Source organism: Pseudodesulfovibrio alkaliphilus (assembly GCF_009729555.1).
GTDB lineage: Bacteria > Desulfobacterota > Desulfovibrionia > Desulfovibrionales > Desulfovibrionaceae > Pseudodesulfovibrio > Pseudodesulfovibrio alkaliphilus.
In genome coordinates this window covers 37,090-49,402 of sequence record NZ_WODC01000006.1, presented here as the reverse complement: position 1 = coordinate 49,402, position 12,313 = coordinate 37,090, and the positions used below count along the sequence as shown (strand labels likewise).

Annotated in this window: 9 protein-coding genes; 3 read left to right on the top strand and 6 right to left on the bottom strand. The window is 62.3% G+C overall.

The genetic code is table 11. From position 1 onward, the window contains the following. Positions 1–198 precede the first annotated feature (198 nt). Positions 199–1,380, bottom strand: coding sequence for a peptide-methionine (R)-S-oxide reductase MsrB (msrB, locus tag GKC30_RS09965; RefSeq protein WP_231117124.1), 1,182 nt, complete (start codon positions 1,378–1,380; stop codon positions 199–201). Between the two features lie 183 nt (positions 1,381–1,563). Further along, positions 1,564–2,190: a hypothetical protein gene (locus tag GKC30_RS09960; protein WP_196772855.1), complete on the bottom strand. Its 627-nt coding sequence runs from the start codon at positions 2,188–2,190 to the stop codon at positions 1,564–1,566. A 152-nt stretch (positions 2,191–2,342) separates the two neighbouring features. Here GKC30_RS09960 and GKC30_RS09955 point away from each other — a divergent pair, with 152 nt between their 5' ends. Beyond that, positions 2,343–2,636 (top strand): late competence development ComFB family protein, encoded by a 294-nt coding sequence (locus GKC30_RS09955; protein WP_155934583.1) that lies wholly within the window; start codon positions 2,343–2,345, stop codon positions 2,634–2,636. Between the two features lie 168 nt (positions 2,637–2,804). Further along, positions 2,805–3,371 carry a class I SAM-dependent methyltransferase gene (locus GKC30_RS09950; RefSeq protein WP_196772854.1) on the top strand — a complete coding sequence of 189 codons (567 nt, stop codon included), beginning with the start codon at positions 2,805–2,807 and terminating at the stop codon, positions 3,369–3,371. A gap of 249 nt (positions 3,372–3,620) precedes the next feature. Here GKC30_RS09950 and GKC30_RS09945 read toward each other — a convergent pair whose 3' ends face one another. Genes GKC30_RS09945 through GKC30_RS09930 form a run of 4 tightly spaced genes read right to left on the bottom strand, consistent with a single transcriptional unit; the run spans position 3,621 to position 8,816 of the window. Beyond that, a complete protein-coding gene (locus GKC30_RS09945) occupies positions 3,621–6,767 on the bottom strand; it encodes an efflux RND transporter permease subunit (protein WP_367614079.1) in 3,147 nt (1,048 codons plus the stop codon). Between the two features lie 12 nt (positions 6,768–6,779). Continuing rightward, positions 6,780–7,835, bottom strand: a complete 1,056-nt coding sequence (locus tag GKC30_RS09940) for an efflux RND transporter periplasmic adaptor subunit (protein WP_155934582.1) — start codon at positions 7,833–7,835, stop codon at positions 6,780–6,782. A 7-nt stretch (positions 7,836–7,842) separates the two neighbouring features. Then, positions 7,843–8,343, bottom strand: a complete 501-nt coding sequence (locus GKC30_RS09935) for a DUF2269 family protein (RefSeq protein WP_155934581.1) — start codon at positions 8,341–8,343, stop codon at positions 7,843–7,845. After that, complete coding sequence (locus GKC30_RS09930; protein WP_155934580.1) at positions 8,340–8,816, bottom strand: MarR family winged helix-turn-helix transcriptional regulator; 477 nt, start codon at positions 8,814–8,816, stop codon at positions 8,340–8,342. Before GKC30_RS09930 ends, GKC30_RS09935 begins: the two co-directional genes overlap by 4 nt. Before the next feature lie 94 nt (positions 8,817–8,910). Between GKC30_RS09930 and GKC30_RS09925 the strand changes: the two genes are divergently transcribed. Further along, positions 8,911–12,081, top strand: a complete 3,171-nt coding sequence (locus GKC30_RS09925) for a UvrD-helicase domain-containing protein (protein ID WP_155934579.1) — start codon at positions 8,911–8,913, stop codon at positions 12,079–12,081. The last annotated feature ends 232 nt before the right edge of the window (positions 12,082–12,313 follow it).

The following is a 12,313-nucleotide window of genomic DNA, read 5'->3' as shown; positions in this document are numbered from 1 at the left end:
CCCTCGGTTAGAACGGATTTTCTGCATACGGGCCGCGCCCCTTTGCTCCACTCTTATCACATGCAATTGGAAAATCCACACTTTTGAATGTAGGCAACTCGCTGAGAATCAAGACTTTTTAAAATTATAACGGGCCTTGATTGATCGCTCAGTCAAAACTTATCCGATTCAGGCCGCTCCCATGATCGCGGAAAAGCGCTACCGGAACAGTCCGGCGAACTCGCCGTATCCTTCCTCTTCCAGTGATTCCCTGGGCACAAAACGCAGGGCCGCCGAGTTGATGCAGTAGCGCAAGCCTGTGGGCGGCGGACCATCATCGAACACATGGCCCAGGTGAGAATCGGCCATCCGGCTGCGCACCTCGGTACGAGGTGCAAGAAGCCTTCCGTCCCGCCGTCGGGTGACGGCGTCTTCAAACAGGGGGCGAGTGAAGCTCGGCCAGCCGGTACCCGAGTCGAACTTGTCCGTGGACGAAAACAGCGGCTCACCGGAAACCACATCCACATAGATGCCTGGGCGGCGGTTATCCCAGAATTCGTTGGCAAAGGGAGGTTCGGTTCCGTCGCGCCGCACCACCTCGAATTGAAGCGGGGTCAGCGAGCCCTGCAAGCTGGCATCATCCGGCCTGGTGTACTTTGGCCCGGCGGCTTCCCTCCCCTCGGCCACCTGGCCGACGGCAGAAGAGTCCCGGTCCCAGACATCGCGAAGGAACCTGTCGCGCCCTGAAAAGGTCCGGTAGGTCTTGTAGCGCACGGCATTGTTGACGGCGAAATCCTGGTGGTATGCCTCGGCTTCAAAGAAGGTCGTCAACGGCAGTACCGACGTGACCACCGGCCTGTCGAAACGACCCGAAGCCTCCAGCGCGGCCCGCGATGCCTCGGCAATTTCCCGTTGCGCGTCGTCGTGATAATAAATGGCGGAAGTATAGTGCTCCCCCCTGTCGCCAAAGGAGCCTCCTGCGTCCGTGGGATCGAAATGCCGCCAAAAATGGGCGAGGATTTCCGAATAACTCACCCGCTCGGGGTCAAAATACACCTGCACCGCCTCGCGATGCCCGGTCCGACCCCCGGCAACGTCCTCGTAGGAAGGCTCAACCTCCTGGCCGCCTGCATAGCCCGAGACCACCCGGACCACGCCGGGAAGCCGGGCCATGTCCGCCTCGACGCACCAAAAGCATCCGCCCGCGAGTGTCGCCACCTCGGTCCTTGCGTTCATGCCCATTTCCGCCTCCTTATCCCCGTCTGTTTCGGCTACCCCAACGCGCACATTCCCTGTGGGCATGATGTCGGGCAGGGTCCAGGCAGCAATGGCCGCGGTGAGCAGAACCGCAACCACCGCCAGACTGGCCGCTCCATATCCCCCGGCTATGCGTGGACTCATACCCGCCTCGTTGTTGTGAGAATAGAAACTATTCGCGCCTTATTCAGGTAGGCATGCACAGACCCGTTGTCAACGGCATCATCCGCCATGCCCTCGAAAAAACGGCAGGGCCGGACCGCCACCGCGATCCGGCCCTGACAATGGCGAACACCGTCATCTGACCCGTTGTTCTGTCAACGCAGATCAGACAGTCAAGTTCAGCCCGGTGTAAGCCGAGACGCCTTCCTGCCCCAGAACCATCCCCCCGCCAGAGAACAGGGAAGAAGCCGACGTGTTGCTCTCAAACCAGATGGACATGCTCGTCAGGCTCAACTGCTGGCGGAGCTCGGAGCTGGTGAGCTTGCGTTCGGTCAATCCGGTCAGCTTGCTCAGTTGCACCCCTTCCTCGAATTTCTCGGCCATTTCCGGGTTGTCGACAAAATACTTGTCGATGACCGCCTTATCGGGATGCCCATTTTGGGCCGTCACCGTCCCTTTGGCCCCATTCAGGCTCAACTTGATTTCAATGGAGGTGTCCACGCCCAGCTTCTGCATGTCTTCCTCGAAGCGCTCGGACCATTCCTTCTTGTGGCTGTCGCGGTAGTCGTACACGTCCTGAAAGGTGAGTTTGTTCCCATTGGATTTGGGGATGTTGGCCAGGAGAGACTCGACATACTCTCTCACCTGGGACATGGACGTGCCGGAAGAATAGCTCGTGCTCCCGGAGAGCTGCGCCTGCGCCTTTTCGGCTGCTTCGGCCTCCTGCCGCGCCTTGAGCAATTGCTGGTAACTGTATCCATACCCGTTGGAATCAATGGATTGCGTGGACATCATGCCTCCTTGGTTTTCGGATTGGCCCACGGGAAAAATCTGCATGTTCCCGGACTGCAAGCATGAATCATACCAGTGAAACGATTGCGCAAGATCGGGCAGCCGTGCTATCACTCGCCAAACCACCGCCAAGCCGCACCAGGGGGGAGGACATGCCAGACCAGGAATTGAACGTCAGCGGTTTCGACCTGAGCCGGATACGCAATCGCAACGAAAAACGAGTCGCCAAGCTTATGCCGGAAATCCTTGACCAATATTACGAGGACTATGCTTTCGAGCAGCTCGACATTGAGGATATTTACGCCCTGGCCCTCAATCTGCTGCCCGCCCGGTATGTGCAGCGGGGTTCCATCATTATCTCGGACCGCATCTCGGACTTTGTCATCAAAAGCAAAATCCGCGAAGCCACGGAAAGGGTGCTGAAACACCCCACCCGCTCCGACTAGCCTTCTGCCCGCAGCGGTCAGAGAGGGTGCGCTTGCCCTCCCGGACTTGAGCGAGATACGGGCGCAGCCCCACGCTCCTTTGGGAGTTTACGGTTCGAGGAATTCTGTTTATGACGACCCAATGCCAGGGCACCCCGCATCACATCCTGTAAAACCGGACGCATTGCAGTGAAATACCTTCTTCATGTCGGCTCCGGGCCCAAGAACCCCGACAAGATTCCCGGACCGTACAAGGGGGATGGGTGGCGGGAGATACGACTGGATCTCAACCCTGACACCCGGCCGGACATTGTCGGCGATATACGGAACATGCCGGAAGTGGAATCCGCACGCTTCGATGCGGTCTATTCCTCCCACAACCTGGAGCATCTGTATCCTCACGAAGTGCCCCTCGCCCTGGCAGAGTTCCACAGGGTTCTTATGCCCGGCGGCCATGCCCTTGTGACCTGCCCGGACATTCAGACCATCGCCGCCTTCATTGCCAAAGGCAATCTGCTTGACCCGATATACTCCTCGCCAGCCGGTCCGATAGCGCCGCTGGACATCCTCTATGGACACCGGCCCTCCCTTGAACGCGGCAATCTATTCATGGCCCACCACACCGCATTCACCTCCCAAACCCTGGCCCAGGCCATGAGCGCAGTCGGCTTTGTCGATATCCGCGTCCAAAGGCGGGGCGCACCATATTTCGACCTTTGGGCGCAAGGCTTCCGAACTCCCGCCACAGAAGCGTAAATCCTGCGACACTTCACGGCCCGGCCCTCGGCAAGGCAACATCAAGCCGGGGGCGCTTCTTTTCGCAACGAAGCACTCATGCCGGGGAAGAACACCCCCTGACGGGTCAGGGACTCCACGTTCCGCGCACCGCTTCGGCCGGGAAGCGAGAAAGGTTCGAGGGCAAGGCGCAAGAAGAAGCCCAAGCCCGACGCGTAGATGACCTACGCGAGGGTTTGGGCTTCTTTTTGCAACGAGGCACTCGTGCCTTTATCGCTTCCCGGCCTTTTCCATGGGGATGGCGAACATGAGCAACGAGGGAATGACGAAGATGGTGAAGACCGTGGACAGGGCCAGTCCACCGAGGACCACCGAGCCGAGGCCGCGATAGAGTTCCGAGCCGGGGCCGGGGGCCACGGCCAGGGGCAGCATGCCAAAGAGCGAAGTGGTGGCCGACATGTAGATGGGCCGAAGCCGGGTGCGCGTGGCGTCCAGCACCGCCTCCTTGTAATCCATGCCGCGCTCGCGGACGTTGCCCAGGGACTGATGGACGATGAGGATGGCGTTGTTGACCACGATGCCTATGAGGATGACGAACCCGAGCATGGTCAGAATGTCCAGCGGCTGGGCGGCGATAAACCAGTTTTGGAGCTTGAGGCCCAGGAACCCGCCCGCACCGGCCAGGGGGACGGTGAACAGGATGATCAGCGGATAGACAAAGTTGCCGAACAGGGCGGACATGAGCAGGTAGGTGATGACCACGGCCAGCAGGAAGTTCCATTGCAGAGCTTGGCGCGTCACTGTCAGCTTGTCGGCCGCGCCCGAAAGGCGGACATGGAGATCTTCGAGCAGCCCCATTTCCTGCAACTGCGGAATGAGTGTGTTCTCAATAAGTTCCATGGCCTGTTGCAAAGGCACGTTGGCCGGCGGCGTAACCTGGAGGGTGACGGTGCGCTCGCGCTCCAGGTGCCGGATCTGGTTCATGGAGTAGGTGCGCTCAATGCTGGCAAGGGAGTCCACGGGCACGGCCCAGCCGTTGGGAGTGGCCACCAGGGCGTTGGTGAGATCCTCTGGCGTGGTGATGTCCGTTACCGAGCCCTTGAGCACGAGGTCCACCTTCTTCTTGCCTTCCTCCTTGAAGTCTCCGATCTTGCGGCCGTCGAGGATGACATCCACGGCCACACCGAGATCTTCGGTGGTCATGCCCGCCGCCCGCACGCGATCGCGCTCGGGGATGAGCCGCACCTCGGGATAGAGCAGTTCCAGCGACGGCACGGGGCGTATCTGTGAGCCGGGTATCGCCTGCATGGTCATGCCGAACATGGTTCCGGCGGCGGCCACCAGCCGTTCCAGGTTGGGGCCGGAAAAGTCCACATTGACGACGCGCCCCTCGCCCAACCCCTGTTCAAAGATGGACGCCTGCAGAGACACGCCGAACATGCCCGGAATGGTTCTTATCATGCGCGAGAACAACGGCGTCAGTTCGCCGCCGCGCTCCTCGTCCGTGGACACCGCGCCAAAGAGGTTGATGGTGGGTGCGGAGACGAAGAACATTTGTTCGATGCCCGGCAGACCGTCCCGCTCCTGCATGAAGTGCGGCTCGCTCTGCTCCCAGATGTATTCGCCGATGCCCAGACGCTCTTCATAAGAAAGACCGGGCGGCGGAATGAGGATCGAGAGGACGAAGTTGCGGTTGCCCTGGGGCAGGTATTCCATCTTGGGGAAGAACGCCCAGGCGATGAATACCGAGGCAGAGGTCAGGGCGACCACGGTGATGATGCGGTTTCGCGGGCGGTCGATGGCCTTGTCGAGAATGCCGATGATAATGTCGGCCATGCGGCCGCCGAAGTTGGTCAGCGGGACCAGCATCTGCTTGAGCTTCGAGACCTTGATTGCGGCCCCTTCGCCAGCGGCACCTTTGCGCCTCTCGGCCGCGCCGTAAAGCTGGCGCGAGAGCATGGGGATGACCAGCACCGAGACGCACAGCGAAAGGATGATGGCGCAAGTGACGGCGATGGCGATGTCCTTGAAGAGCTGTCCGGCCTCCTGCTCCATGAAGACCACGGGCAGGAACACGGCCACGGTGGTCAGCGTCGAGGCGACAACCGCGCCCCAGACCTCCTTGGCCCCGTCGTAGGCGGCGGCCACCGGCCCCTTGCCCATCCTGCGGTGACGGTCGATGTTTTCAAGGATGACGATGGCGTTGTCCACCAGCATGCCCACCGCGAAGCTGATGCCCGCCATGGAAACGACGTTGAGGCTCCGCCCCGCGGCCGCAAAGATGATGAAGGAGCCGATGATGGAGATGGGGATGGCCACGGCCACGATAAGGGTGGACGAAAAGGATTGCAGGAAAACGAACAGGACCATGACGGCCAACGCCGAGCCGATGAGAATATTGCGCTGGACCAGTTCGATGGCGCCGTTGATGTAGGGACGCTGGTCGTAGACCCAGTCCAGGAACACTTCGTTGTTCTTGAGCATGGTGCCGTTGAGTTCGTCCACAACGACATTGACCGCGTCGGTCATGGAGATGACGTTGGTACCCGGCTCGGGCTTGACGCCCACGGCCAGCCCCGGCACCCCGTTGTGGAGCATGGCCACGGAGTGCTTCTCGTTGCCCGCCCGGACCTCGGCCACATCGCCGAGCATCACCCGGAACTGTCCTGAAGAGGAGAGAACCACGCCCTTGATGTCTTCGGGAGTATTGAATTCGGCCGGGGTGCGGATGCGGTAGTCACGCCGCCCCACGCCGAGGTTGCCCGCGGCGATGGACACGTTCTCTTTCTGAAGCGTGGAAATGAGCTGGGGGATGGTCAGATTGTAGGCGGCCAGCTTGACCGGGTCCACGATGATCTGCATCTCGTTTTCCCTGCCGCCGCCAATAAAAAGGTCGGCCACGCCGGGTACGCGCTCGATGTATTGGCGCACCTCGTCCTCGAAGAAGGTACGGTAGGTCTGCACATCACGCTCGTTGCCCGGAAGGGTGCGCAGCACCATCCAGATGACCGGCGAGGTGGACGCACCCGTGGCCGAGATGATGGGCCGGTCGGCGTTGTCCGGGTACTTGGGCACCTCGTCGAGCTTGTTGGAGACGCGCAACAATGCGGTATCCACATCGGTGCCGATCTCGAAGGTGAGGGTCAGTTCGGCCAGCCCGTTGTAGCACGAGCTCTCCATTTCCGTCAGGCCCGTGATGCCCTTGAGCACCTTTTCCTGTTCCTCGACGATGTCCCGCTCTATCTCGTAGGGAGTGGCCCCGGTCCAGGTGGTGGTCACGGTGATGACCGGCTCGGTCACGTCCGGCGAAAGCTGGTAGGGCAGCGTCCGCAAAGCGATGGTGCCGAACATGACGATGATGATGACGCCGACCATGACGGCGACCGGCCTCTCGATGGCCGCTTTAACTATATCCACGGATGCCTCCGGCTAATTCTGCGAGGTGGCGGCCACCGGCTGGCCGGGGTTGAGCCGCTCGTTGCCTTTGACCACCACGTCCATGCCTTTCTTGAGAGCCTCGGCCTTCACGCCTGCGTTCAGCCCCTTGTAGCCGACGACATGGACAGGCACGGCCACGGCCTTGCCGTCCTGAACGGTCCAGACCACCTGCTCGCCCCGGGCCACGATGATGGCATCGCGGGGGACCACCAGGGTTTCGCCGCCCGCGCCGCGGGGCAGGCTCACACGCGCCTCCATGCCCTCGGCCAGGAACCCGTTGTTGTCCACCCGGATCTTGACCGGAAAGGTGCGGGTCGCCACGTCGCCCTTGGGGATCACGGCAAAAATCTCGCCTGTCAGCTCTGCCCCGCTGGTACGCACGGCGACCTTCATCCCGGGCCTGACCACGCCATGGGCCTCGCTCGGGGCGTTGACCACCACATCGAAGTGGTCGTCGCGGGCCACCTCGGCCACGGTGGAGCCAACAGCCATCCATTCACCGCGGGCCACGGGCACATCAATGACCACACCGTCAAACGGAGCGCGGATGGTCTTCTTGTCCAGCTCCTCCAGCAAGACACCCAGATCGGCCTGGGCGGCTTCAAGGCTGCTCTGCAAACCGTCGGCCGTCAGCCGTTTGGAGTCAAACTCCCCCTCGGCCACGGATCGGCTTTGAAACAGCGTCTGGACCCGCTGGTGCTCCAGACGGGCAAACTCGTACTCGGCCTTGGCCTGCTTGACCAGCGCCCTGGATCGGCTGATCTGCCGTTCTAGCAGGGTCGCGGAAAGCACCACCATGACATCGCCCCGGCGGACACGCTGGCCGTCCTCGACCTTGAGGTCCACGACCTTTCCCGCCACCTCGGAGGCCACGTTGGCGATCTCGGTGAAGAACACTGTGCCGATGAACTCTGACTGGGGCGCCATGTCGCCGGACACGACCTTGGCCGTGACCACCGGAGACGGGGGCAGCCCCTGGGCTCCGGCGGGCGCGGCCACCATGGCCGCAATCAGAAGAATCGCAATGAAAATTGAACTGATGCGCATACTGCCGTCACTTTTCCCTTACATTTTTCCATGGCTTGAATATCGAAATCCAGATCAGTGCAACCAGCGCCGCAACCTGGACTGTCCCCCAGGCAAAGTTGAGGCGTTGGTTGGCGAGGTAGGCCGGGTCGTCCAGGGCCGCAATGCCCATCTCGCCGGAAATGTCCATCATCGCCGTCTCCCAGGGGCCGAGGAAGAAGGTACCGAAAAGGATGGCCACCAGTGTGGCCACCCACTTGAGAATCAACCAGCCATGCCGGAAAAAGCCCCATCCGGTCAGCAGGGAGTAGGCCAGCCCGGTGAGCAGGCAGCCAAAGGCACCCGGAATCACGACCACGGCCATGTCCACATGATGAATGGCGCGGTTCATGCCGTAAAGAACACCGCCGTCGTCCACGCCGTGCTTGAGGAAATACAGCATGAGCAACGATACGCCGCCTCCCACCCAGCAGGCCACGGCCAGAAGATGCAGCCCCTTGAGCCACTTCTGTGCCGTTCTCCCGATCATGGCCGGCCCGCCTCAAGCGTCAGACAGTCCTCGCCCAACCATGGTTCGAGAACTCTCCAGAGCACCCGCTTGCATTGGTCGAGATCTTCATCCGGAATGTGGGCGCAGCACACCCGGGAACTCTCCAGGGCCAGGGGAATGGTCCTGTCCACCAGAGTGCGACCGGCGTCCGTAATAAAGATGTGCTTGACCCTGCGGTCGCCATCGCCGGTCTGACGACGCAACAATCCGCTCCGCTCCAGCGCGGCCAGCAAGCGGCTCACCCCGGTCTTTTCCTGAGAGAGGACAACACACAGCTGCCCCTGGCTCAGGCCGTCGAACTTGTACAGAGGCAAAAGCGCCCGCCACTGCTCCACCGTGATCTTGATACCCTCGGCCGCAAACCTTGCCGCCAGACAATTGGTCAGCAGACGCGAAACCTTCCAGGAGAGAAAGCCCAGCGAATCCCTCGGATTCAGTCGATCGGTTGACATGGTGACGGTTGTATATGCAACAAAGGTTGCGGTCAATCGGTTTTTCCAAGGTCGGCGGGTTGCAATAACGGGCGTATGGCTTTACTGTCCGCCCATGGAACGATTCACCGCTGACCTGCATGTCCACTCCCGTTTTTCCCGGGCCACCAGCCGTAACCTGACCGTCAGGAATCTGGCCGCCTGGGGCCGCCTCAAGGGCATCTCGGTGCTTGGCACGGGCGACTTCACCCACCCCGAATGGCTGGCCGAGATCGAGGAACAGCTCCAGGACAGCGGCCAGGGACTCTTCACCCTCAAAACCCCCCAGGGGCTGGAAACGGAAATACCGGAGTTCGAGGGGGCCATCCCCGGCCGGGTCCGGTTCATGCTCCAGGCGGAGATCAGCTCCATCTACAAGCGCGGCGGCAAGGTGCGCAAGGTCCACAACCTTGTCTACATGCCTGATCTCGCCGCGGCCAAGCGCTTCAACCAGCGTCTGGCGCAGGTGGGCAACCTCGCTTCGGACGGCCGCCCCATCCTCGGTCTGGACTGCCGCAATCTCATTGACATGGTCCTTGAGTGCCACCCCCAGGCGTTTCTGGTTCCAGCCCACATCTGGACCCCGTGGTTCTCCCTCTTCGGCTCCAAATCAGGGTTCGATTCCATCCGCGAGTGCTTCGGCGAATACGCGCCCGAAGTCTTTGCCATGGAAACCGGCCTCTCCTCTGACCCGGAGATGAACTGGACCTGGAGCGAACTGGACCGCATCAAGCTCATCTCCAACTCCGACGCCCACTCGGGCGAGAAGCTGGGGCGGGAGCTGAACCTCTTTCGCGGCGAAATGTCCTACGAGGGCATCTACCGCGCCCTGCGCGGCGAAGGGCTGGGACACAAATTTCTGGGAACCGTGGAGTTCTTCCCCGAGGAAGGCAAGTACCACATGGACGGCCACCGCAAATGCGGGGTTGTCATGGACCCCCACGAGACCATGGCGCGAGGCGGCATCTGCCCGGTTTGCGGCAAGCCTGTCACCATCGGCGTATACAACCGGGTGCTTGAGCTGGCCGACCGCGAGGAAGCGGTCAAGCCCCAGGGAGCGCCCGACTTCGTCTCCCTCATCCCCCTGCGCGAGGTGCTCTCCGAGGTGGTGGGAACCGGCCCGGGCTCGAAGAAGGTCACTGCCCTCTACATGCGCCTCATCCGCGATTTCGGCAACGAGCTGGACATCCTCCAGCGCGTCCCGCCCGAGGACCTGTCGCGCCATTCCTGCCACCTGGGCGAAGCCTTGAAACGCATGCGCGAGGGCAACGTCATCCGCAAGGCGGGCTTTGACGGCGAGTTCGGCGTCATCCGCGTGTTCACGGACAAGGAACGCGCCCAGATCAAGCACGGCGGCACCCTCGTCGCCGTGGACACGTCCAGGGCCAAGGGCGCGGCCACACCACAGGAACCGGCCTGCAAACCCCTGGCGGCCCCAAGCGATCCAAGGCCCGCCGCACCCAACGCGGCCCAGCGGGCGGCCATCGACGCCGGCCCAGGCCCCGTGCTGGTGCTGGCCGGACCGGGAACGGGAAAGACCCACACGCTCATGGGCCGGGTTGCCCGGCTCCTGGACGAGGGGGTCCCTGCCAGGCGTATCCTGGCCCTGACGTTCACCCGCCGCGCCGCCCAGGAACTGCGCGACCGGCTCAAGGCGCTGCGTCCCGAGAGCACCGAGCCGCCCCAGGCAGGCACCCTGCACGGGCTGTGCTTCGACTACTGGAAACACGCCTACAGCGAAACCCCCATCATCCTGCCCGAAACCGCAGCCAAGAAACTCTTCGCCGAAGTCAACCCCGCCTTTGCGGGCAAAAACCTCGACCATTACTGGACCAAATACAACCTCGGACGCGAGCGGCTGGCCGATCTTCCCGCCGACATGTCCCAAGCGCACATCAACTACGGCAACCAGAAAAACTACTGGGATCTTGTGGACTACACCGACCTGCTGGAATTCATGCTCGAGCAGGTGGGCGCACCCACCTTCCGCCTGCCCTACACGCATGTGCTGGTGGACGAGGTGCAGGACCTCACCCCCCTGCAACTGGCCGTGATCCGGGGCATTGCCGGGCCCACGGGCCAGGGGGTCTTTCTCATCGGCGACCCCAACCAGTCCATCTACGGCTTCCGGGGTGCCACGGGTGACGTGGAGCAGCGACTGACCGAGCTGTGGCCCGACATCAAAACCATCACCCTGGCCGAAAACTACCGCTCGGGACAAAAGATTCTCGACTGCGCCGGAGCGCTCTTCCCGGACTCGCCCCGGCTAAACGCCAAGGCAGACATAAGCGCCTCCATCCACCTCTTCGAGGCACCGGACGACATCCGCGAAGCCACCTGGATCAGCGACCGCATCAGGGCGCTCATCGGTGCCACCAGCCACTCCATGGCCGACGCCGGGGAGCAGGGCGGACTGGCGCCAGGCGACATCGCGGTGCTGGTCCGCTTCAAGGCGCTCATCCCGGTCATCCAGAAGAACCTCAAGCGGGCGGGCATCCCCTGCTCCACCCCTGAATTGGAAGGATTCTGGCAGGAACCTCGGGTGGCCGCCATTCTGCGCGCCGCCGAACGCTTCCTGGGCATGAGCCTGGGCACCGGGGAAGGCTCCCCGTCGGTCACAGCCGACCTTGCGGCGCACGTTGGCGCGGATGATTCCGAAGACGAAACGCCGGATGTCTCCGTGGAAGTGCCGGACCACATCCTGGCCAAGGGGCCGGTGGGGCTGGCCGCCTACCTGAACGACACCCCGCCCTTTGATCAGTTTTTCTGGGAAAGCCGCCAGTTCAAGGAACTGAAGCAGGAATTCGAGTCACGCGGCGGCTGGCAGGCGCTGGTCAACTGGGTCAGCCTCCAGAGCGAGCTGGAACAGGTCCGCCGCTCGGCCGAAAAAGTCCAGATCATGACCCTGCATGCAGCCAAGGGGCTGGAGTTCGAGGCCGTGTTCCTGCCTGCCTGCGAAGAGGGCATCCTGCCCTTTGCGGGCATGGACCTGCTCACGGCCAAGATCACCCTCACCCCTGGCCGTGGCCAGCGCTTTCCCGAGGAACGCCGCCTGATGTACGTTGGCATGACCCGGGCCAGACGCCAGCTCTTCATCAGCCGGGCGGCCAGACGCCAGCTCTATGGCCGGACGCTCTCGCTCCCGCCCTCGCGCTATCTGCGGGAGCTTCCCGAGGACAGGATGTTCCGCACCGTGCTGGCCGCCAAAAAAGTGACCAAGGAAAAACAACTCGGTCTGCTCGACTAGCCGGCCGACCCGGGCGCATGGAGCCCGCCCTTTTGGCGCGGCGGTCCTCAGCCCGCCTCAGGCGCCGGACCGGACCGTCGCAATCCCCCGAAAAATGAGGCGATACACTCCTCGCTCGTAGACGCGGCAGATTCCCCGGGCCACCACGGGCGACACCCCGGCCTGACGCAGACGGCAAAAGACATGAAGCGGATTGAAGACATGTTGGCAAAACAGGCGAAACGGTTTCATG

Excerpts from the sequence above, each read along its gene's own strand:
- msrB (WP_231117124.1), bottom strand. The coding sequence starts at position 1,380 with ATGAGTCCACGCATAGCCGGGGGATATGGAGCGGCCAGTCTGGCGGTG.
- GKC30_RS09960 (WP_196772855.1), bottom strand. The coding sequence starts at position 2,190 with ATGTCCACGCAATCCATTGATTCCAACGGGTATGGATACAGTTACCAG.
- GKC30_RS09955 (WP_155934583.1), top strand. The coding sequence starts at position 2,343 with ATGCCAGACCAGGAATTGAACGTCAGCGGTTTCGACCTGAGCCGGATA.
- GKC30_RS09940 (WP_155934582.1), bottom strand. The coding sequence starts at position 7,835 with ATGCGCATCAGTTCAATTTTCATTGCGATTCTTCTGATTGCGGCCATG.
- GKC30_RS09935 (WP_155934581.1), bottom strand. The coding sequence starts at position 8,343 with ATGATCGGGAGAACGGCACAGAAGTGGCTCAAGGGGCTGCATCTTCTG.
- GKC30_RS09930 (WP_155934580.1), bottom strand. The coding sequence starts at position 8,816 with ATGTCAACCGATCGACTGAATCCGAGGGATTCGCTGGGCTTTCTCTCC.
- GKC30_RS09925 (WP_155934579.1), top strand. The coding sequence starts at position 8,911 with ATGGAACGATTCACCGCTGACCTGCATGTCCACTCCCGTTTTTCCCGG.